Origin of the sequence: Rhizobium sp. AB2/73, from assembly GCF_020871915.1 — a bacterium.
In the GTDB taxonomy this organism is placed as follows: Bacteria; Pseudomonadota; Alphaproteobacteria; order Rhizobiales; family Rhizobiaceae; genus Rhizobium; species Rhizobium dioscoreae.
In genome coordinates, this window is record NZ_CP067072.1 from 43,358 (window position 1) to 63,691 (window position 20,334).

20 protein-coding genes are annotated in these 20,334 nt (G+C 60.7%); 9 read left to right on the plus strand and 11 right to left on the minus strand.

The features are described 5' to 3' along the window. Window positions 1–13 precede the first annotated feature (13 nt). From I8E17_RS19905 to I8E17_RS19915, 3 genes are read right to left on the minus strand one after another with little or no spacing between them, the layout of a single operon-like run. Entirely contained in the window at window positions 14–751 is a 738-nt protein-coding gene (locus tag I8E17_RS19905; RefSeq protein WP_229002166.1) for a HAMP domain-containing sensor histidine kinase, read from the minus strand. A 34-nt stretch (window positions 752–785) separates the two neighbouring features. Beyond that, a complete protein-coding gene (locus tag I8E17_RS19910; protein ID WP_229002167.1) occupies window positions 786–1,241 on the minus strand; it encodes a hypothetical protein in 456 nt (151 codons plus the stop codon). Beyond that, a complete protein-coding gene (locus tag I8E17_RS19915; protein ID WP_069610229.1) occupies window positions 1,238–1,930 on the minus strand; it encodes a response regulator in 693 nt (230 codons plus the stop codon). The genes I8E17_RS19910 and I8E17_RS19915 overlap by 4 nt, the downstream gene beginning before the upstream one ends. A 293-nt stretch (window positions 1,931–2,223) precedes the next feature. On the opposite strand from I8E17_RS19915, the gene I8E17_RS19920 reads away from it, so the two are divergent. The 3 genes from I8E17_RS19920 (at window position 2,224) to I8E17_RS19935 (ending at window position 4,876) form a co-directional block, all read left to right on the plus strand. Beyond that, window positions 2,224–2,901, plus strand: a complete 678-nt coding sequence (locus I8E17_RS19920; protein ID WP_229002168.1) for a phosphatase PAP2 family protein — start codon at window positions 2,224–2,226, stop codon at window positions 2,899–2,901. A 253-nt stretch (window positions 2,902–3,154) separates the two neighbouring features. Further along, window positions 3,155–3,331 (plus strand): hypothetical protein, encoded by a 177-nt coding sequence (locus I8E17_RS19925; RefSeq protein ID WP_162750878.1) that lies wholly within the window; start codon window positions 3,155–3,157, stop codon window positions 3,329–3,331. A gap of 357 nt (window positions 3,332–3,688) precedes the next feature. After that, window positions 3,689–4,876, plus strand: a complete 1,188-nt coding sequence (locus tag I8E17_RS19935) for an arabinose transporter (protein ID WP_069610457.1) — start codon at window positions 3,689–3,691, stop codon at window positions 4,874–4,876. Window positions 4,877–4,952: 76 nt separating this feature from the next. Here I8E17_RS19935 and I8E17_RS19940 read toward each other — a convergent pair whose 3' ends face one another. From I8E17_RS19940 to I8E17_RS19950, 3 genes are all read right to left on the minus strand, one after another. Continuing rightward, window positions 4,953–5,546 carry a class I SAM-dependent methyltransferase gene (locus I8E17_RS19940; protein WP_069610231.1) on the minus strand — a complete coding sequence of 198 codons (594 nt, stop codon included), beginning with the start codon at window positions 5,544–5,546 and terminating at the stop codon, window positions 4,953–4,955. Between the two features lie 151 nt (window positions 5,547–5,697). Next, a complete protein-coding gene (locus tag I8E17_RS19945; protein WP_069610232.1) occupies window positions 5,698–6,276 on the minus strand; it encodes a flavodoxin in 579 nt (192 codons plus the stop codon). 70 nt (window positions 6,277–6,346) lie between these two features. After that, window positions 6,347–6,598: a hypothetical protein gene (locus I8E17_RS19950; RefSeq protein ID WP_141719993.1), complete on the minus strand. Its 252-nt coding sequence runs from the start codon at window positions 6,596–6,598 to the stop codon at window positions 6,347–6,349. A gap of 583 nt (window positions 6,599–7,181) precedes the next feature. On the opposite strand from I8E17_RS19950, the gene I8E17_RS19955 reads away from it, so the two are divergent. After that, window positions 7,182–7,907, plus strand: a complete 726-nt coding sequence (locus I8E17_RS19955; protein WP_069610458.1) for a response regulator — start codon at window positions 7,182–7,184, stop codon at window positions 7,905–7,907. After that, window positions 7,904–9,403 (plus strand): HAMP domain-containing sensor histidine kinase, encoded by a 1,500-nt coding sequence (locus tag I8E17_RS19960; protein WP_069610234.1) that lies wholly within the window; start codon window positions 7,904–7,906, stop codon window positions 9,401–9,403. Before I8E17_RS19955 ends, I8E17_RS19960 begins: the two co-directional genes overlap by 4 nt. A 111-nt stretch (window positions 9,404–9,514) precedes the next feature. Here I8E17_RS19960 and I8E17_RS19965 read toward each other — a convergent pair whose 3' ends face one another. The 5 genes from I8E17_RS19965 to I8E17_RS19985 form a co-directional block, all read right to left on the minus strand. Next, the gene (locus I8E17_RS19965; protein WP_113366210.1) at window positions 9,515–10,867 is read right to left on the minus strand and encodes a cytochrome c; all 1,353 of its coding nucleotides are present in this window, start codon (window positions 10,865–10,867) and stop codon (window positions 9,515–9,517) included. 215 nt (window positions 10,868–11,082) lie between these two features. Next, window positions 11,083–13,347 carry a xanthine dehydrogenase family protein molybdopterin-binding subunit gene (locus I8E17_RS19970; RefSeq protein WP_069610236.1) on the minus strand — a complete coding sequence of 755 codons (2,265 nt, stop codon included), beginning with the start codon at window positions 13,345–13,347 and terminating at the stop codon, window positions 11,083–11,085. After that, entirely contained in the window at window positions 13,344–13,805 is a 462-nt protein-coding gene (locus I8E17_RS19975) for a (2Fe-2S)-binding protein (protein ID WP_069610237.1), read from the minus strand. Before I8E17_RS19975 ends, I8E17_RS19970 begins: the two co-directional genes overlap by 4 nt. A gap of 277 nt (window positions 13,806–14,082) precedes the next feature. Then, entirely contained in the window at window positions 14,083–14,802 is a 720-nt protein-coding gene (locus I8E17_RS19980; protein WP_069610238.1) for a CDP-diacylglycerol diphosphatase, read from the minus strand. A 317-nt stretch (window positions 14,803–15,119) separates the two neighbouring features. Next, entirely contained in the window at window positions 15,120–15,476 is a 357-nt protein-coding gene (locus tag I8E17_RS19985) for an NIPSNAP family protein (protein ID WP_069610239.1), read from the minus strand. A gap of 524 nt (window positions 15,477–16,000) precedes the next feature. On the opposite strand from I8E17_RS19985, the gene I8E17_RS19990 reads away from it, so the two are divergent. The 4 genes from I8E17_RS19990 (at window position 16,001) to fdxA (ending at window position 20,297) form a co-directional block, all read left to right on the plus strand. After that, window positions 16,001–16,474, plus strand: coding sequence for a (2Fe-2S)-binding protein (locus I8E17_RS19990; RefSeq protein ID WP_069610240.1), 474 nt, complete (start codon window positions 16,001–16,003; stop codon window positions 16,472–16,474). After that, window positions 16,474–17,457, plus strand: coding sequence for a xanthine dehydrogenase family protein subunit M (locus I8E17_RS19995; protein ID WP_069610459.1), 984 nt, complete (start codon window positions 16,474–16,476; stop codon window positions 17,455–17,457). The genes I8E17_RS19990 and I8E17_RS19995 overlap by 1 nt, the downstream gene beginning before the upstream one ends. Then, window positions 17,454–19,742, plus strand: a complete 2,289-nt coding sequence (locus tag I8E17_RS20000) for a xanthine dehydrogenase family protein molybdopterin-binding subunit (RefSeq protein WP_069610241.1) — start codon at window positions 17,454–17,456, stop codon at window positions 19,740–19,742. Before I8E17_RS19995 ends, I8E17_RS20000 begins: the two co-directional genes overlap by 4 nt. 213 nt (window positions 19,743–19,955) lie before the next feature. Further along, a complete protein-coding gene (fdxA, locus tag I8E17_RS20005) occupies window positions 19,956–20,297 on the plus strand; it encodes a ferredoxin (RefSeq protein ID WP_069610242.1) in 342 nt (113 codons plus the stop codon). The last annotated feature ends 37 nt before the right edge of the window (window positions 20,298–20,334 follow it).

Consider the following 20,334-nt stretch of genomic DNA (forward strand, 5'->3'; position numbering starts at 1 on the left):
GCGGTGGCCTTGTTCAACAAAGCCGGCATTGTCCGGAGACTGTATCCTGCTCACCGAAACCGCGCATTTCTCCAGGCATACCGTCGGTCAAATGAATTGCGACCATGGCGCCGCCCTCGGGCCGATTTGCGAATTCAAGATATCCGCCGTGGGCAGCCGCGATTGCCTGCACCACGGATAGTCCCAGCCCGGTGCCGCCGGTCGCCCGCGAACGCGAGGGGTCGCCGCGCCAGAAAGGGTTGACGGCCACGGCATCCATATCCTGCGGAAATCCGGGACCGCGATCGAGAACGCGAATGACGATCCCATCGTCCGCCAGCTGCTCGGTTTCGCATCGCAGCCATCCGCCTTCGGCAGCGTAGCGGCACGCATTTTCGAGCAGCGCCAGCACGGCTTGGCGAATGCGGGGGGAGTCGGCTGAGATCCAGGCGGGTTTCAGCCCGGTTTCGACCTGCAGCTTGCTGGCTTCCAGCATGGGTTTTGCCGAGGCGATGACAGTCTCGACCAGCAGGGATGCGTCGATGCGCTGACGTTCCATCACGAGTTTCTGGCCGATGGCGAGCGACAGGGTGCGCAGATCCTCGACAACCCGTCCCAGGCCCTCGACCTGCAGGAGGAGGTCGGAAATGATTTTCCGATCCATCGGAAACACGCCGTCGAGCATGCTCTGCAGCGATCCCTGCAGGATGGTCAACGGTGTGCGCAGCTCATGTGCAACCGCCATGTTGTTGAAGCGCAATCTTTCCTCCATCGTCTCCAGGCTGGTCGCAAGGGCGTTGAAGGTTTCAACGAGGCTCGCGACTTCGCGCGTGCTGCGATAGGAGGCTGGGACGCGGACGGAGAAGTCGCCGGACTTCAGGCTCGGCGGCGGAAGTGAGATCTTCGAGCGGGCGCGCAAGCCGCCGCGCCAGGAAGACGCCGATTACGGCGCAGAGCAGAGCCGACAAGAGGCCGAAAACGAGGACGGAAAGCTGCACCTTGAGATCCGTCGGTTCCGTCAGCGAAATCAGGTGTTCGACCAGCAGCTTGAGGGAATCTCCATCGGGAACCTTGTTTTCGCTCAGCATCTTGTAGGTCGCCGCGGCCTTGGGCGGCAGGGCCTCGCTGATGCCTTGCTCCAGATAGGTCGCATACCAGTTGACCCCCAGATAGGTCAGGCCAACGCTGAGCAGCAGCATGATCGTGGTGACTATGGCCGTGAGCGTTGCAAGCGGCGTGCTGGGAATTTTCTGTATTTTCATCGCGGATCCGAAAAGCGATAGCCGATGCCGCGCACGGCAGGAAAGAAGCCGATCTGCCCCATTTCCTCCAGTTTGCGCCTGAGGTTGGAGATGTGCGTGTCGACCGTCCGCACCAGGGCATCGCTTTCCGGCAGGCAGGCATCGAGGATATCGGCGCGCGCGAAAGCCTGGGTCGGATGGCGGATCATGTAGGCGAGGATTCGGAATTCGCTTAGCGTCAACGGCATTGCAACACGGCCTTCGTCCCTGTTGATGAAGACGGTATAGCTGCCGAAATCGACCTCCAGCGCGCCGAAGCGCTTGATGGCTTCCGCGCGCTCGCCCTGCGTCCGGCGCAGGACCGCTCTGACGCGGGCGACAACTTCCTGCGGGTTGAACGGTTTGACGACATAGTCGTCGGCACCGAGGCGCAACCCGCTTAGTCGATCGATGTCGTCAGCGACGGCTGTGACCATGATGACCGGCGTCGAGCCGGCCTGGCGCAGGCGGCCGAGCACACCGAAGCCGTCCAGTTTCGGCAAACGAACATCCAGAAGCACGAGATCGGGTTTCAAAAGCGCATGGTGTTGCAGCGCTGTTTCACCGTCTCCGGCGCGGACCGTGCGAAAGCCGTCCCGCGTCAGATAGCCCTCGAGTATCTGTGCGATTGCCGGTTCATCCTCCACGATGAGAACGAGACTGTTATCCACCCCTAGCGCCCTGTGTTTCTTCTGTTTTTCCGTTCGGCTCTGCCGCCCGAGTTCTACTATTGCGGACAAAGCCGGCTTCCGCAATTTCCAAACAGCTTTCCGATCGCCTGATCGCCGGTTCTGAACAGGGCCTTGATGCGATCTTCGCCATTTCTTGACAATCGGGATTCAGCTTGGCGCCATTCCGTCTCTGGAGATATGGCATGTGGAAATTTGCATCGAATTCCTGGAGCTCCGATTCCGGCCAAGCGCGGCTGCGCCGGCGGCAGGAGCACGCAACGGCAGATGACGAATTGGCAGCCATCGGTATGCTGATCGTCTGGAGCAGTTTCGTCTTCGTGGTCTTTCCAAAACTCGATCTGGCCGTTGCGCGCTTATTTGCCCACGGACATGTCTTTTGGCTCGCGGAAAACCCGTGGCTGAAGGCGGTGAGGGATATTGCCCGTCAAAGCCAGCCTTATATTCTCGGCACCATGGCCGTCATCATCGTCCTGCATGTTTTCCTGCCGCGGCGATTGCGGTTCTGCCCGCCTCACAAACCGCTTTTCGTGCTCCTGAGCTTTGCCGCCGGGCCGCTATTGGTGGTGCAGACGCTAAAAGTAGCGATTGGACGCGTGCGCCCTCGTCAGCTGATTGAATTCGGGGGCACAGCTGATTTTACCCCGGTGTGGCAGTTTTCGGCGGCGTGCAGCCGCAATTGTTCCTTCCCTTCCGGCGAAGCAGCCGCGGCTGCTGCGGCGCTGTCCCTGTTGATATTCGTGCCTGTGGGGCGCAGATGGATTGCTGCGGTGATCCTGGTACCATGCTCGCTGTTCGTGGCGTTCAACCGCGTGATCTTTGGTGCTCATTTCCTGTCGGATGTCATGCTCGGATGGCTTCTGACCATGTTTGCCATGGCCATCATCTGGCGCTGGATCGAAGCGAATTCGCGGATGATCGATCGCCACGTCACGCGCCTGATGTTCAGATGATCCCATCGGTATGGAAGCGGGCGCCGACATCCTCGTTCAGCCCTGTTTGCGATCACCGCGGAGCGGGAATGGCTGCCGGGTGTCGCCGCAATGCGACAGTCCCAGGCAAACCCATGTTACAAACCTTAATACAACGTTTCTTCACCTTTCCTTCGATCAGGGGTTACCTATTTAGCGTTGGCCATGCCGTCGGACGCGATTGAGGCCGGTAAGGCGGATGGTGAAGGGACCTTGGCGGGGTGAGAGTGACGGGATGGGGTTGGTAGATTGGGCGTTGCGCGGAATGCTCGACACGGATGGCCGACGCAGGATGCGCTCCCGCAGAGACCATTACGAGCCATGGGTCGTGCTTGCCGTTGAGAGTTTCGAGCGGGAAATGCTGGCCTTCTACAGGCGTTCGCAGTTTGCGGTAGTCAAGAAAGCCGCATGAAGGGTAATTCGATACCGGGTATGGCCGCGCTCCCGCAGCCTGCCTGACGGTTTTCCTGCGCCGCCGCATCAAGAGCAGGGATCTCGAGAAGGATTTCAATGCCGCGCTGGAAAGGGCGTACGAGCTTGCCAAGGGCAGGGAGGCCGATTACCTGCGAGGTTGGTGCGGCCCTGTGCCGGAGTGATCGCCCAGCTTCGCGAGCATCGCATTGACAGTCGTTCGGCAAGCGCCTATTGGAATGGCAGCCGGCGGTGCCGGCCGTAAGCGTTTGACGTCAAGCAACGCACTCAACGATCCTCGTCGGTCGGAGTGCGTTTTTTTATGCCTTCGCCGATTGAGGAAAGCCTGGAGATTATCATGGCTTTTCAATCGACACCCGATCCGGCGCGCGGCCGGCTGCTGCTGCTGAGCGCCATTCTTTTCATTTCCTATCTTTGCATCGGCATCTCGTTTCCGATCGTGCCGCTTTATGTGAGCGGTCAATTGCGGCTCGGCAATGTCTGGGCCGGGCTCGGCGTCGGCATCGCTTTTCTGGCAACCATCCTCACGCGCGGCTATGCCGGCGGGCTCGCGGACCATCGCGGCGCCAAGGTGGCTGTGACGCGGGGGCTTGCATTCTATGTCGTCGGGGCTTCGATGGCTTTGGGTGCCGGCATTCTCACCGACACGCCGTTGCCGTCCTTTCTGCTCCTCCTTCTGGGACGCTTGGCTTTAGGGCTGGGCGAAAGTCTGGTTGCCGTCGGCGTCATCGCCTGGGGCATTGGCATCGTCGGCCCGGCGCGTTCGGGCAGGGTCCTGGCGCTGGTCGGCGCCGCCATCTATGGAGCGCTCGCCGTGGGCGGGCCGATCGGTCTGGCTTTGTTCAGCCGGTTCGGCTTTGCCGGGACAATGGCGATCAGCGCTGCCCTGCCATTCCTAGGGCTGATGGCGATCTGGCGGGTTCCCGCCGTTGCGCCTCATCCCGGTGCGCAGCGCCCGCCATTCTGGACCGTCGTCGGCAAGGTCTGGCTGTATGGGGCGGTCGTGTGTTTTCAGGGCATAGGCTTCGCCGCGATCGGTGCCTTCTTCACGCTGTATTTCCTTGATCGGGGCTGGAGCTATGCCGGGATGGGCCTGACCGCCTTCGGCGTCGGATTCGTTCTGGTGCGCGTGCTCTTCGGCCATCTGCCTGATCGTATCGGTGGCTTGCCGGTCGCGCTCGGGTCACTGGCGGTCGAAGCGGTAGGCCAATTGCTGATCTGGAGTGCCGCCGATCCCATGCTCGCCCTGGCGGGTGCCTTTCTGACAGGTCTCGGATGCTCACTGATCTATCCTTCCATGGGCCGCGAGGTCGTCCGGCGAGTGGAACCGCATCTGCGCGGCACCGCGCTTGGAGGCTTCTCGGCCTTTCAGGACCTCGCCTACGGGCTGACCGGGCCATTTGCCGGCCTTCTGGCCGACCGGACCGGCTATGGCAGCGTCTTTCTGGCAGGCACCGTCGCCTCGATCGCCGGCCTGTTGATCGCACTCTCGCTCCGCAGGATACACACTGTTGCGTTCAGCTGATTGATATGGCGGCCCCTGCGTTCGGCCGGGACCGCCAGTAGGCTTGGCAATATGCCCAGCGACATCCTTGGCACAGCTATAGGGCAGCGAAAACCGCGCCGTAGTGATAGGGCGGCAGCTTGATCACGGCCTGGGACTTGAAGCCGAAGGTCTCGACAATCGCCGCGACCTTGGCCGGCGCCATGCGCATCTCGGTCTTGGGGCCGCGCGGCAGCCCGAGCACCGTGGTCTCCTCGCGCGATCGTGTCTCCCAGTTGACGATGCCGAAAAGCCCCTTGGGAGCGAGCACCGAATGGACGGCGCGGACGAGGCCAGGCTGATCGGGAACGCCGTGAAACGTGTTCGCCATCAGGACATAATCGACATTTTCGGGAAGATGTCTTGCGACGTCGCGCGCATCGGCATGGATCCATTTTTGCACGGAGACGCCTTGTCGATCGGCTTCCGTCCTCGCCATTTCGAGCATGGTTTCGTCCAAGTCGAGCGCATAGACCTTTCCGGAAACGAGTTTTGCCAGCGGTGCGGTGAAGTAGCCATCGCCGCAGCAAAGATCGAGGACGGTCATGCCGGGCTTGATGCCGAGTGCTTGGAGTGTTGCCAGCGGATCGGGCCAAAGTGCCGTCCACCAATCGCGGTCCGGCATCGATGTCGCTGGAAATGCTTCGCCCATTGGGATCTCCGCAGATGGAGGACTTGCGGCACTATAGAATACCGTTGATACCGTGGCGTCAGAATATCACGGCGAATGCGGCGTCATCGCGACAAGAGGCTGCAACATGCGCGGATGGCGGAGTAAGAGCAATCCGCGTGTGTTGGCGACCTTAGAGAGCTTGCGGCGCATCCTGCGGCAGGTTTTTGAGAGCCCAGGATGCGATGGTCTTGTCCGCCAGCCTCTCCGTGACCTCGAATTCGCTGATCATCAGGCTGGGCAGAAGCGAAGCGCTGCGTGCCTGTGCGGCAAAATTCCTTTCATAGTGCGCCGGCTCCAGCACATATGTGGAGAAGGCGGCAACCTTCCGCCCTCCGAAATCCATCCGTTCGAGGAAACTCATGGCAGGCGGCGTGATGGTATTCCACCACACCGGGCCGCCGACGAGGATCAGGTCGTATTTCGAAAGATTGGGAAGGCCATCGAGCAAGGGAGGAAGCTCTCCCGTTTCCAGCTCGTATTTGGACTGCTCGGCTGCACGCTGCATGTCGAGAGGATAAGGGTTGCGCATCTGGATTTCGAAGAGCTCGGCCCCCAGGAGTGCGCGAAGCTTTTCGGCAACCGCCCTGGTATGGCCGGTATAGGAATAATAGACGACCAGAGCCCGTCGTTCGTCTGCGGCGAAGCTCCATCTGGGTGCGGCGGCCGCGGCCACCATCGATGTCAACACGGTGCGGCGAGAAAGGTGCATGGGTTTGCGCTCCGATTTCAATGAGGCTTTTGGGTGCGGAAGATGACCGGACAACTTCGACGGCGGACAATCATTGCTGCCGCGCCGATGAAGCGCCCATCGATGCCGCGGCCCTCCGGGCCGGCAGCATAGGTCTGCCGGAAGTCTGCATTGCCTCGTCGAGGCGCTGCTCGAGAATCAGGGGATCGGTTTCGCCCTCGTCGGCGAATTTCATGAGCTCGCGGGCGGCGATGATCGCCGTTCGATCGGCGAACTCCAGTTCGTGCCGGGCGCAGAAGCTTTCGAGAATGCGGCGAAGCGTTGCGATCTGTGATAATTCCATGGCCAATTCCATATCCTCCTGTCAGCGTCGATAGTCTCGACCGGGCAAGTGATCTTCGAGCAGGAGGTTAAGACGCTCATGTCGCAGCTTTGTGCCGGAGATGTAAAAGCCTGTCGCCGGCGATGGCAGCGCCGGCCATCGGCTCTGGCACAGGCCGGCGCGGCAGTGATTGTTGGACGGCTGCCGCAAGCGGCCTATTTTGCAGAGCAAATGGCAGGATTAGCCCTTGATCGAAGCCAGGCGATGTCGCCGTCGCATTCCGTCAAGACGGGGCATATCGGTGGTGCGAGAGCTGCGACAGCTTGTTACAAATTTGCCCGGCCGCGGCACATCCATGTGACAACAACCTTATAATTTGTCAGTTGCAGGGGACCTCTTCGCGCAAAATATCGATTGGATTTCGAGGACAGTTTCGATGAAATCCGTATCCTCTCGATACAGCTTGTACCGGCCGTCGCAAGGTTTTCAAGTGGGGTGTGCCGCTTGCGGCGCAACCCTCCGGTCTATGTGAAACTTTGATACACTTTTTTCGATGCCGCTCGGAGCGGCCTTCTGTAGAATGATTGAGATCGTGGAAACCGTCATGCAAAAAGCTGCGCACATCGCCGTCGTCGATGATCATTCGGACATAAGGGACCTTGTCGGCCAATATCTCGAGCAGCAGGGCTATAAGGTCAGCGTCGCCGATAGCGGGCTCGCCCTGAGACGGATCCTCGAGCGGGGTACGGTGGATCTGATCGTTCTGGACGTCATGATGCCGGGCGAAGATGGTCTCTCCGTCTGCCGTCATCTCAGGGCGACGACGGATACCCCCATCATCTTCCTGACGGCCATGAGCGAGGATACCGACCGCATCATCGGCCTCGAACTGGGGGCTGACGATTATCTGGTGAAGCCATTCAATCCGCGCGAATTGCTGGCACGCATCCGGGCTGTCCTGCGTCGGGCCAATGGCGTGCCGCAGCAGCAGCGGGAAACGCTGAAAAAGGCCAGGGTCGTCCGCGTCGGTCAGTGGCGCATCAATATGGGGCGGCAGGAGCTTTCGGGCGACGATGGTGTCGGCATCCCGCTCAGCACCGCCGAATTCCGGCTTCTGAAGGTCTTCCTCGAACGTCCGGGCATGGTGCTCAGCCGCGAGCAGCTTCTCGATCTGACGGTTGGCAGGACGGCCGACATCTTTGACAGAAGCATCGACAACCAGGTGAGCCGCCTGCGCAAGAAGATCGAGCCGGATCCGAAGAATCCTTCGGTCATCAAGACGCATTGGGGCGGCGGCTACAGCCTCTCGGCGGATGTGGGGTTCGAATGATCTACTGGTGGAGGAGGAGCCTTGCTGCCCAGTTCATCGGCTTTACCCTGCTTGCCCTTGTCGTCTCGCAGTGCCTGACGTTTTCGATTTCCTGGGACGAGCGCACAAAGGCGCTGCATGCCGCCATGAAAAGCGAATTCTTCAGCCGCTGCGCCTCCGTTACGCGCTTGATGGAATCCATGCCCAAGCCGTTGCGTGAACAGGCGCTGCTCGCAAGCGAGACCAGCTATTCCCGTTTCTGGCTTTCGCAGATAGAGCCGACGGATGCCAGCGCCTGGCGCTCGCGTGCGGCAAACGAACTTGCACGGCCGATCGAGAATTTTATCGACCTTGGAGCGAAGTGGGGCATGCGCTCGAACTCCGATGTCGATCATCTGATGTCGAAGGGGCTAATGACGGCGAACGCCGGCGAGGACTGGGCGACCCCGCCCCCCGTTCTCTGGAGCCTGCCGCAGCCGGCAAAATTCGTTTATTTCGGGGATCGCAATGGATATGGCCTTGCCGTCAAGCTCAATGATGGCATGTGGCTGAATACGGCATTCTATAAGAATGTCGGCGATCGCTGGTGGGATATGAAATCGCTCACCTCCCTTGCGACCACCGCGCTCATCCTGTCGCTCATCGGAGTATTCATCGCCAGCCGCATAGCGCGCCCGCTGAGACGGCTTGCCGTTTCGGCGGAAGCCTTGGGGCGCGGCGAAAATCTTCCGCCGCTGCCCGAAGAAGGACCTGATGACATCAGGCGCACGGCCGAAGCGTTCAACAGGATGCAGGAACGCCTGCATCGCTTTGTCGACGATCGCACCCGGATGCTGGCCGCAATCGGCCATGATCTCAGGACGCCGCTGACTTCGCTTCGGTTGCGGGCGGAATTCGTCAAGGACGCCGATATCCAGCAGAAGATGCTGGCGACCATCGACGAGCTTCAGAGCATGACGGAAGCCGCCATTTCCTTCGCGCGCGGCGAATCCACGGCCGAGGAAACGCGGGCCATCGAACTGGAGGCGCTGGTCGGCAGCATTTGCGACGACCTTGCCGATCTCGGCCTGCCAGTGGAGTACATTGAAGGCCCGAAGACGACCTATCGCTGCCGGCCCGATGGCTTGCGCCGCGCCGTCCGCAATCTTGCAGAAAATGCGGCGCGCTACGGCGGCCATGCCAAGGTCCATATTCACCATTCGGTCAGCACCATCGATATCGTCGTCGAAGACAATGGCCCGGGCATACCTGAGGATATGAAGGAAAAGGTATTCGCGCCTTTTTTCCGTCTCGAAGCCTCGAGAAACAGGGGCACGGGCGGCGTCGGACTCGGCCTGTCGATTGCAAGAGCAGTGGCCCGGCAGCATGGCGGCGATATCCTGCTTCAGCCCAACAATCCCGGTCTGAAGGCCATCATTTCCCTGCCCCAGGAAGGGCAGGTCAAGACGCCCTCGTCGCGGGTAAGCCGGAGAAGAAAGCGGGCGCAAGCTCTCAAGCTGGCCGGACAGGAACACTAGAGCCGGATGATTTTAGGTGTGTTCGACCTAAGAGGGTGATGTCGTCCGAAATCCCGTATGTCGCGCCTTTGCCTTTCATCGTTGCAACAAACGATTGGCGCGCGGTGGAAGCTACCGCATCTGCAATATGATCGGGCTGCTGCTTGCCGGATCCGTATGCTCGCGCAGGGCCTTCACATCGTTTGCTGCAACCGCTCCGCCGTGATTTCCCCACGAAGAGCGCACGAATGTCAGGACATCGGCAATCTGCTGGTCCGAAAGCTGCTGGCGGAACGGCGGCATGCGATAGGCATCCGGAATTCCGTTCGCCACGACGCGGCTGGAACCGTTCAGCGTCACATTGATCTGCGATGCGTTTTCCTTCGCGAGCGAAGCGGCAGAGCCGGCGAGCGGCGGAATCCATTGCTGCTTTCCGCGCCCATCGACGCCATGACAGAAGCTGCATTTTGCAACGAAAGTCTGGGCGCCCGGGATCTGTTCACGGTTGGAAAGCGATACGTTCTGGGCGGTGCCTTCGTCGTATTGCCAGGGGGTGCCGTCGCGGGCGGGATCGCCGGGCAGGGATTTCAGGTAATGGCTTATCGCCTTCAGGTCGTCATCACTCATGAACTGTGTCGAATTGTTGAAGGCATCTGCCATGGAGCCGAAGACGACGGCGTGACCGTTCCTGCCGCTCTTGAGGAAGGCGAATATGTCGTCCTCGCTCCAGCGGCCAAGGCCGGTATTGGGATCGCCGCGCAGGCTTGGCGCATACCAGCCGTCAAGAAGAGCACCGGAAAGATAGAGCGGACTGCTCTCATCCAGCGCTTTTTCCGCCATGGTGATGGCGCGCGGTGTATGGCAGCTGCCGCAGTGTCCCGGCCCCTGCACGAGATAGGCGCCACGGTTCCACTGGTCGTCGCCGGCCGTTTTCGGCTGATAGGTGCCGCCTTCGGTGAAAACGGCGTTCCAGAGTGCCAGAGGCCAGCGCATATTCATCGGCCATTTGATGCCGGAGGGTCTGTCCGCCTGCTGGACCGGCGCGACCCTATTCATGAAATAGGCGTAGAGCGCACGAATGTCGTCGTCGCTCATCTTCACATAGGAAGGGTAGGGCATGGCCGGATAGAGGCGATGCCCGTCCCGCGCAACACCCTGGCGGACGGCGCGGTCGAAATCGGCGAGCGTATAGTTGCCGATCCCGGTTTCCTTATCCGGGGTGGTGATGTTGGTCGTGAAGATGGAGCCGAGCGGCGTCCCCATTTCCAGCCCGCCGGCGAAGGGAGCGCTCTTCGGCGTGCTGTGGCAGGCGACGCAATCGCCGAGGCGCGCAACATATTCGCCGTGCTGCAGCAGGTCCTCCGAGGGCGCCTGTGTCGCGGCGACACTATCGAAGGGCGAAGCCGGCGTGCGCGTGACGAACCACGCAGTACCGCCGGCCACAAGCACGATAATCAGGAGAAGAACCAGAAGAAGTTTCTTCAAGAGTGTGCCCTCATGTCTTTGCTTCGGGATTTCGTACGCGGCTGGAGCATGATGCCGAAAAGTGTGATCGGTTTTCGGACGACGTCATGCTCTACTTCTTTGATTCTAGAGCCGGACAAGATCGTCCGGCTCTAAGGGGGAGCCAACCAAGCCGGCTCGCGGACCGAAAATGGGCCGAGAGCCGGATATGTGCCTGGCGCAGCGAGTGCTGCGCTTCAGCTTTCAAAGGTGTAGTTGGAGAGAGGCATGCTGCGTATCCGCTTGCCCGTCAGGGTGGAAACTGCATTGGCGACCGCCGGAGGGACGGCTGGCAGGCCCGGCTCGCCGATGCCGCCCATCTCTGCCCCGCTTTCGACGATGCGGACGTGAACGCGCGCCATGCGATCCGGCGGCAGGATCGGATAGAGGTCGTAGTTGCGCGCCACCGGCTCGCCGTTTTTGTAAACGGCCTCCTCCATCAGAACCTGTGACATTCCGAGCGCCGTCGCCGAATTGATCTGTGCTTCGATGATCGCCGGATTGACGATGCTGCCGGGATCGATCGCTTCCCAGACATCATGGACGACGACCTGGCCGTTGCGGATGGAGACCTCAGCGATTGCCGCCGTATGGCTGCCGAAGGGAGAGGCCATGGCAACGCCACGCGCCCGCTTCGAGCCATCCTCCGCCGTGAAGGGACCCCGCTTCCAGCCGCCTGAGAGATCGCCGGCAGCTTTCAGGAGATTGCTCAGCCGCTCGTTCTTTTGCAGCAGCTTGAGGCGCAGCTCGTAAGGGTCCTGCCCACCCTTGTCGGCCAGCTCGTCGAGGAAGGTCTCGTAGAAGAAGTCGTTCATGGAATTGCCGACAGAGCGCCAATAGGCGAGTGTCGTCGGGTTTTTGACGTAGATCTGTGCGATGCGGTAGTTCGGGATTGCATAGGATTTGCCGGCCAGGCCCTCCAGGGCCGTCGGATCCAGCGAATCCTCCTTGTGACCGTAAACGCCCTCGGTCGGTCCTTCGCAAGCGCTGATGGCCTCGAGCGCCACTGGCATTCCGTTGGCATCGAGTGCGCCGCGGAAGCGCACGGCGGCCATCGGGCGCATCGGATCGCGCAGAAATTCCTCCTCGCGGCTCCAGATCAGTTTGACCGGCCGCCCGACTTCCTTTGCAAGCTGGATGGCCTGCGGATAGGGATTGGCCGATGGATACAGGAAATGCCGTCCGAAGAAGCCGCCCAGAATGGGGCTGTGGATTATCACCTTCGATGGATCGAGACCGGTCAGCTTGGCGATATCGGCCTGGAATTGCTCGGGCGCCTGGTTGGGCATCCAGATTTCAAGACTGCCGTCCGGGTTGAAGCGGGCCAGGGTCGATGGCGGCTCCAGCTGCGCATGATGCAGATACTGGCTCCTGTAGGTGGCGGAAATGACGGTCTTGGCGCCGTCGAACGCTTTGGCGATATCGCCGACATTCTCCGCCTCCTTGCCATTGCCCGGTTCGTTGGCGAGCTTGTCGTTGAAAGCTGTTGTCGAAAAATCGGCGGGCATATAGCGGAGCGCAGGATCGGCGTCCGAGCCGGGTTCGCGCCAATCGACTTGAGCGGCCTCGGCTGCCCGCTTGGCATTCCACCAGCGTTCGGCGACGACAGCAACAGCGCCGGGCAGACTATGGACGGAATGAACACCCGGCATCGCCTTCAGCTGGTCTTCGTTGCGGATCTTGCCGACCGTAAGGCCGAGGCGGGGAGCGTGCTGGACGGCGGCGTGCAACATGCCGTCAACCTTGCAATCGATCGCGTAGATTGCCTTGCCCGTTGACTTGTCATGCATATCGAGCCGTTCGACCGGTTTGCCGATCCAGCGGAATTTGCTTGGGTCCCGAAGCGCGACGCTCTCAGGGGCAGGAACCGGCAGATCCAGCGCTTCGCTCGCAACGTCGCCATAGGCGAGGCTGCGGCCCGATGCGGCATGGATCACGCGGCCGGGTTCCGTCGTCAGCTCGGTAATCGGCGCATTCAGGCGCTTGGCGGCTGCTTGCAGGATCATGTTGCGGGCGAGCGCGCCGAGCCGGCGCATGGTTTCATAGCTGGTGCGCACCGACATGCTGCCGCCGGTAATGCGCATCTTGCCGTGTACGACAAGATAGTCGCTGCCTGTCGGCGCATTTTCGACAATGAAGGTCTTCGGATCGGCATCGAGTTCTTCGCCGACGATCTGTGCCATCGCAGTGAAGACGCCTTGCCCGCCTTCGACGAAAGGGCTCATGAAGCGGATGGTGCTGTCCGGGCGGATTTCGAGGAATGCCGGAACGCGCGTGCCCGGGGGCATGGCGCTTGCCGCCTGCTGTGCCCGTGCCCGGCCGACCGGCAGGCCGAAGCCAAGCACGAATGCCCCGGCTGCCGCACCGGCGGAAGTCAGGAGAAAGTGCCGGCGTGAGATGTTGACCGGAGATCCCGTAGGGAATTCATCCTCCGGAACGAGATTGCGGCTGGTTTCGGTCATAGCGTCTCTCCTTCCTTCGAGGAGAGGTCTTTGACCGCCGCCTTGATCGCATTGTAAGTCCCGCATCGACAGAGATTGATCATCGCCGCGGCGATTTCGTCATCGGAGGGATTTGGCGTTTGTTTGAGGAGCGCGGTCGCGGCGACGACCTGCCCCGATTGACAGTAGCCGCATTGCGGAACCTGATGCTTGACCCAGGCGGCGACAACACGCTTTCCAACCGGGTCCGCCTCGATCGCCTCGATCGTCGTGATCTGGCGGCCGGCGACGCTGTCGAGCGGCGTCACGCACGAGCGCACCACTTCGCCATCGACAAGAACGGAACAGGCACCGCATTGTGCCAACCCGCACCCATATTTCGTGCCGGTCATGCCAAGCTCGTCGCGGATGATCCACAGAAGCGGTGTGTCACCGTCTGAATTGACTTGATAAGACTGGCTATTGATTTGAAGATTCATGAGGCGCCTCCTGAGGCTTTCGATCGCGAACCTTCAATGCCGGTGCTGTTCGATGATCTGGATGCTCAACGAACGGATGACGCATAGCTCAGGCTCACAACCCCGACTATAACACTGAACCGACCGCATCAAAAAGATTAGTAGGTGAAACGTGATAGACGTTAGAAACCAGATTCATAAATCTGGTTTCCAGGCCATTTTCGTTCGCGCAAAGGAGGGCGGCTGCATCGAAGAAGTGATCGATGCAGCTTTCGCGCCAAGCGATAATATCCTGATTCTAATGCGTAATCGCACAGCTGTGATCCTGCACGTCTTCGCCGCCCATGCCGGGCACTGCGACATCGGTGAGGACAATGAAGCCGGGGCCGTCGGCGAAATTGGCGCCGACAACCACGAGATTGTGATCGCCCATTTCGTTTGCCGGGTCCTTCAATGTCTTGGCAAGTGCCAAGAACGGATTGAAGGTTCCCAATGTCTCACCCTTGACCCGGAGCGCCGTGAACTTGTGGCCGGCAATGGTATCGGGAAGGGGTGCCCAGTCGGCGCCGATCTTGTCGGCATCGGCCTCGAGGGCAGCCCGCGCATCTGCGCTCAGGCAATCGACGTGGATATGCAACTGGTTCTGCGAGCGGGCCTGCTGCGCATTGACGGCCAGGCTGAGGCCGTCGCGCGGAAGCGCATGTGGCAATCGGGCATCGACGTCGCCTCGTTCTGCCCATGCGTCGGCAAAGTAGTTATGCGTTGCAGGGTGGAGGAGTAGCGGGCTCTCCATGCCGGTAATCTTGTCGGTCGGAATCAGCAGAACTTGCGCAACGCCCCGCAGATCCTTCAGCATCGCATAGTGCTCGTTCGTATTCACCGAAAGGCAGGGCGCAGTTTGTACGACGCACTTGTCATGAACGATCTTCCAGAGCACGTCGGAGTCGGCGAAGGCCGGCGCGAAGAGTAAGGGGAGGAAGGATGCGGCAAGAGCCGTGACGCGGCGCGAGAATGTCATGGCAGGAAATTTCCCAGGATCAAGCGATTTGGCATTTTCGAAATTCCGAAGAGCTTAGCACAGGCCTATTAGGCTGATGTGACGGCTTGGCGACGGCAAGCGTCAAATCCGGCAAATGCGTACGGCGGATATCGCGCGATATCGGTTTCGTTTCGTCTCAGGCTAAGGCCGCTTTCAGTTTGGTTGCCTAAATGGCAGGAGCCGAGTGCCGACAATAGCGGCGACCAGAATGGTTGACTGGAGAGTAGCAGGCACCCCTGCCGAAAAGATTTTGAAAGCCTGCCATGTCCCGGCTTTTGCGATAGCCTAACAACCTTTTATCCGTCTTCAGCCATCGGACTCGCGGCAGATAAAGGGCGAAAGAATGCAGTCGGCTGCAGGACCGAACTGGCGATATTGGCGATGATCGGGCCTGAAGCCTCGCTCTTTGCCAAAGCTTCCTTCCAGGCCGGATCGGTTACGAACTCCGCCCATTTCCGCTGGCGCTCCTCTAGCGATTGCCATTCAAGTAAATAGATGAGGTCGACGCTGGAGGGTCCGATCATCGTCGTCCAGAAACCGATGGGGCGGATTCCGATCCGATCCCAGATCGCCAGTGTCGCCGTTTCAAAACGCTCCTGGAGCGCTGGCAGCTTGCCGGGTAGGCAGGTATAGATGCGCATTTCATGGATCATGAAAATCCTCCTTAAGTGAATTCACAAGAGGTCGAGCCTGTCCCTACGGCAGATTTAAAAATAGTTGAGCGATGACGGGAGGTTGTGATTCATTTTGGTGCTGAAACAAAATGAGGGTCCGATGGCCTCGGCTACTATTGCTCTATTTGAGCATAACTTAGATGCGCTTCATTTTTCAAGTGATTTGATGGACGGTGAGCAGGCGTTGATCAATCCCTTCATCCCGCCAGCTCGCAAGAGGGGACCGGTCCCACCTCCTGCCCTTCCTCTATCTCGATCGTTTCAAGGCTAGATTCGCCCGAATGTCGGGGCTTGACGAAAACAAGCCAGGCATTAATTTAAACGGAGGCGCCTCCGTTTATTTGTGGTGTCCTCCGCTTCCCAATTCAGATGAGAGCCGATCATGACGTCAGAAATTCCACCGGCCCATCTTTCCAACAGAAACCATAGCAACCGGTAGACCGACGGATAGATTCGACTAGATTCCGCAGGTCTCTTCTTCGTGACGATGGCAGGAGCTTATCATGACACGAACCATCCATATCGCGCTCGACATTAACGGGGAGCGTCACGAGCTCGATATCGAGCCGCGTGTGACACTTCTCGATGCGCTGCGCGAGCATCTTTCCCTCACCGGCACCAAGAAGGGCTGCGATCAGGGACAGTGCGGCGCCTGCACCTGCCATGTCGACGGTAAGCGCGTGCTATCCTGTCTGACGCTGGCCGCGCAGGCCGAAGGCCGTGAGATTACGACGATCGAGGGGCTGACTGACGAGAGCGGCGATCTGCATCCGGTGCAGGCAGCGTTCATCGAGCATGATGCTTTCCAGTGCGGCTATTGCACGCCGGGCCAGATCATGTCGGCCGTTGCCTGCATCCGCGAGGGACATGCCGGCTCGGACGCGGAAATCCGCGAATATATGTCCGGCAATCTCTGTCGGTGCGGGGCCTATAACAGCATCGTTGCGGCGGTGCGCCAGGCCGCGGAGGTGGCATGATGCGAAACTTCTCCTATCTGCGCGCGACATCGACAGCAGAAGCCGCCCAGGCGGCGCGGCAGGCTGGCGCCATGCTGCTTGCCGGCGGAACGACGCTGCTCGATCTTGCCAAATGCGGTGTCGGCGAGCCCGATACCGTTATAGACATTACCCATCTTTCCGGTATGAGCGGCATCACCGTTACCGCCGATGGTGCAACGATCGGCGCGCTTGCCAGGATGAGCGAAGTCGCCGACCACAAGGATATCCGCGCGGCTTTCCCGGCTGTTTCCGAATCCTTGTCTCTGGCCGCCTCCGCCCAGCTTCGCAACATGGCGACAGTCGGCGGCAACCTCCTGCAGCGGACGCGCTGTTCCTATTTCCGCGATCCCGGCGCCTTTCCCGCCTGCAACAAGCGCAATCCCGGCTCCGGCTGTTCGGCAATCGGCGGCGTCACGCGCAATCACGCCGTGCTCGGAACCAGCGAGGCCTGCATCGCCTCCTATCCCGGTGATCTGGCGGTTGCTCTGGTCGCATTTGACGCCGTGGTCGAGACGGATAGCCGTAAGGTTGGCATCGACGATTTCTTCCTCCTTCCCGGCGACGCGCCGAACAAGGAAACCGTCCTGCAGCGCGGCGAGATCATCACCGCCGTCACCATTCCTGCCTCCGCCGCGGCCCGGAACTCCACCTACCTCAAGGTCCGTGATCGGCAGTCCTATGAATTTGCTGCCGCGAGTGCCGCGGTCGGCCTGGAGCTTGAAGCCGACGGGAGAACGGTGCGCGATGTCCGCGTGGCAATCGGCGGGGTTGCCACCAAGCCCTGGCGGGCAAGGGCAGTCGAGCAGGCACTCATCGGCAAGGCTCTCACTCCGGAGGCTTTGGAGAAGGCCAGCCGGCTCGCCATGGAGGGTGCCGTCGATCATGGCGGCAACCATTATAAGATCGAACTTGCGCCGCGCGTCATCGTCCGCGCCATTCAGAAGATGGGAGGTCTTGCATGACCATGATGGAACCCCGCAAACACGGCGATGCGTCCGACGGCACCGTCGGCGGTCGTCAGTCGCGCTTCGAAGGCAGTATGAAGGTGACGGGTGCGGCGACCTATGCGCTGGAATATCCGGTCGAAAACCTGGCTTATGCCGTGCTCGTCCAGAGTACGATTCCGGCTGGCCGCGTTGTCGAGGTCGATGCTTCGGCGGCACTTGCGATGCCGGGCGTGCTGCTGGTGCTGACGCCGGAAGATGATCTCGGTCTCAAGCTTTCGGCTGATTGGGGCGGCAACAAGCCCGCCGACGGACCCTACTATCCGCTGCCGCGTGATGTGGGTTTCAACGGACAGTCGATTGCCGCTGTCGTTGCGGAAAGCCGCGAACTGGCGACGGAGGCCGCCAGGCTGGTGCGCGTCACTTACGAAGAGAGCGAGCACGTCGCCGATCTCAACGATCCGAATGCCGGCGAGGGCAAGCTCATGGAGCCCCTCTCGATTGCCTGGGGCGATGCCGAGGCCGCACTTGCCGCTTCCCCGGTTAGGATCGAAGCGGAATATTCGACGCCGCGCGAATATCACGTGGCGATGGAGCCGCATGGTCTGACGGCGAAATGGGATGGCGACCAGCTGACGATCTGGGAGCCAAGCCAATGGTCCCATGGCATGGCGCGCATGTATTCCGAATGGTTCGACATGCCCTATGAGAATGTCCGGATCATTTCGCCTTTCATCGGCGGCGGTTTCGGATCGAAGGGGGTGCCGCTTGCCTATGGCGCGGTCGCCGTTGCGGCTGCCAGAAAGCTAGGCCGGCCGGTGAAACTAGCGGTCACCCGCCCGCAGAATTTCACGAGCTATGGCGGGCGCGCCGCGACCAGGCAGAAGATCGCGCTTGGCGCGACGGAGGACGGTATCCTGCAGGCGATCGTCCATCGCGGTGCCAGCGAAACCTCGGTCGATGCCGACTGGCCGGAGCAGACGGGGGCGGCAACCTCGATCCTCTACAAGGTCGAAAATTTCTCTTCGCAGCATCGTGTCGTGCCGGTCAATAGCGTGACGCCCGGCGCCTTGCGTGGTCCGGGCAAAAATCCGAGTGCCTACGGCATCGAATGTGCGATCGAGGAGCTGGCCTACAAGCTCGGCATGGATCCGCTCGAGATAAGGCTGAAGAACTATGCTGATCACGACTATCAATCGGGCAAGCCCTGGTCGACGCGCAGGCTGCGCGAGGCGCTGACGGAAGGCGCGGAGGCCTTCGGCTGGTCGCGGCGCAGCCACGCGCCGCGCTCGATGCGCGACGGCAAGACACTGATCGGCTGGGGCATTGGCTGCGGCACCTTCCCGGTCATCCGCGCACCGAGCGAGGCGATGATCCGCATTCTCGCAAACGGTCGGGTCGAGGTCGTCAGCGGCGCCATCGATATGGGGCAGGGCACCTACACGATCCTTGCCCAAAGCGCTGCGGAAGTCTTCGGCATTCCGGTCGATCAGGTCGAGGTCTATCTCGGCGATTCACGCCTACCGGGTTCGGCGATTGCTGGCGGCTCGATGCTGGCAGGCTCGATCATGGGGGCCGTCCATAAGGCGGCGGTCGCGGCTCGCGACGAACTCATCGGCCTTGCGCTTAGCGATGCCAATTCGCCCTTCCGCGATACGGGTGCAAATACGCTGAATTTTGGCGAGGGGCGCATCGCAGCCCCGCGTGGCGAGGCACCATCGCTGACGCTCGCCGAACTGATGTCCGCGCTGAAGCGCGAGGAGATCGAAGTCCGGCGCAACACCCTGCCTGACGGTGCGAACGCACAGGAGCAGCTTCAGGCGTGGACCACCATGGCTAAGGTGCAGGGACCGACCATGGGCGATTATTCCATGCATAGCTGGTGCGCCCATTTCGCCGAAGTGCAGGTCGACGAGGACTTCGGCACGGTGCGCGTCTCGCGCATGGTTTCCGCCTTTGATTGCGGCCGGCTCTACAATCCGAGGCTGGTGGAAAGCCAGTGGCGGGGCGGCATCATCATGGGCATCGGCCAGGCGCTTCTGGAAGAGGGGTTGGTCGATCAGCGCAACGGACGCACCGTCAACAACAATGTCGGCGATTACCTCGTGCCGACGAATTCCGACATTCCGGATATTCAGGTGATCTCCGTCGGCGTTCCGGACCATAATGCTTCGGCGCTCGGAGGCAAGGGCGTCGGGGAAGTCGGCATCGTTGGTGTCGCGCCCGCCATTGCCAACGCCGTGTTCCATGCCACCGGCAAGCGTGTTCGCGACCTGCCGATCACGCTGGAAAAGCTGCTCTAACGACAGTTCGGCTTGAGCCGCATTGCGTAAATGCGTGCGGCTCAAATGCCTCAAGCCTATCTCACTTCCGGTGGGTGTATTCCAACAGATTTCCTCGCTCGCGAGCGTTGCCATTTCGGCAATCAGAAGGCCGAAAATCGGCGCTTCTTCAGAACGCTCCCATTTGTCATAGTTCGCCGAAAGCGCCCTTGAGAGCGCTGCGAGGCGAGCGTTATGGCTTACGTAATCACCGAGCCCTGCATCGATACGAAGGATGGCGCCTGCACTGTCGCCTGTCCGGTCGATTGCATCTATGAGGGCGGACGTATGTTTTACATCCATCCGGACGAGTGCATCAATTGCGGCCTCTGCCTCTCGGTCTGTCCCGTCGACGCCATCCTGTGGGATGAGGAAATGCCGGCGGAGCGGCTGTTCCTGCGCGACGTCAACCGCGATTTCTTTGCCGACGGCGTGACCGGCTGGGGTGCCCCCGGCGGCTGGGACAAGAGCCGCACGACCAGTCTCGATCATCCCTTCGTGGCGGCTTACGATGGTGCGCCCCAAAATCGCTTGTGATGCAAAGATATCCGGATTAGGTGTCTCCGCTGCCCTT

Excerpts from the sequence above, each read along its gene's own strand:
- I8E17_RS19960 (WP_069610234.1), top strand. The coding sequence starts at position 7,904 with ATGATCTACTGGTGGAGGAGGAGCCTTGCTGCCCAGTTCATCGGCTTT.
- I8E17_RS19990 (WP_069610240.1), top strand. The coding sequence starts at position 16,001 with ATGACACGAACCATCCATATCGCGCTCGACATTAACGGGGAGCGTCAC.
- I8E17_RS20000 (WP_069610241.1), top strand. The coding sequence starts at position 17,454 with ATGACCATGATGGAACCCCGCAAACACGGCGATGCGTCCGACGGCACC.
- I8E17_RS19905 (WP_229002166.1), bottom strand. The coding sequence starts at position 751 with ATGGAGGAAAGATTGCGCTTCAACAACATGGCGGTTGCACATGAGCTG.
- I8E17_RS19985 (WP_069610239.1), bottom strand. The coding sequence starts at position 15,476 with ATGATCCATGAAATGCGCATCTATACCTGCCTACCCGGCAAGCTGCCA.
- I8E17_RS19940 (WP_069610231.1), bottom strand. The coding sequence starts at position 5,546 with ATGGGCGAAGCATTTCCAGCGACATCGATGCCGGACCGCGATTGGTGG.
- I8E17_RS19975 (WP_069610237.1), bottom strand. The coding sequence starts at position 13,805 with ATGAATCTTCAAATCAATAGCCAGTCTTATCAAGTCAATTCAGACGGT.
- I8E17_RS19955 (WP_069610458.1), top strand. The coding sequence starts at position 7,182 with ATGCAAAAAGCTGCGCACATCGCCGTCGTCGATGATCATTCGGACATA.
- I8E17_RS19970 (WP_069610236.1), bottom strand. The coding sequence starts at position 13,347 with ATGACCGAAACCAGCCGCAATCTCGTTCCGGAGGATGAATTCCCTACG.
- I8E17_RS19995 (WP_069610459.1), top strand. The coding sequence starts at position 16,474 with ATGCGAAACTTCTCCTATCTGCGCGCGACATCGACAGCAGAAGCCGCC.
- I8E17_RS19935 (WP_069610457.1), top strand. The coding sequence starts at position 3,689 with ATGGCTTTTCAATCGACACCCGATCCGGCGCGCGGCCGGCTGCTGCTG.
- I8E17_RS19910 (WP_229002167.1), bottom strand. The coding sequence starts at position 1,241 with ATGAAAATACAGAAAATTCCCAGCACGCCGCTTGCAACGCTCACGGCC.
- fdxA (WP_069610242.1), top strand. The coding sequence starts at position 19,956 with ATGGCTTACGTAATCACCGAGCCCTGCATCGATACGAAGGATGGCGCC.
- I8E17_RS19980 (WP_069610238.1), bottom strand. The coding sequence starts at position 14,802 with ATGACATTCTCGCGCCGCGTCACGGCTCTTGCCGCATCCTTCCTCCCC.
- I8E17_RS19925 (WP_162750878.1), top strand. The coding sequence starts at position 3,155 with ATGGGGTTGGTAGATTGGGCGTTGCGCGGAATGCTCGACACGGATGGC.
- I8E17_RS19945 (WP_069610232.1), bottom strand. The coding sequence starts at position 6,276 with ATGCACCTTTCTCGCCGCACCGTGTTGACATCGATGGTGGCCGCGGCC.
- I8E17_RS19950 (WP_141719993.1), bottom strand. The coding sequence starts at position 6,598 with ATGGAATTATCACAGATCGCAACGCTTCGCCGCATTCTCGAAAGCTTC.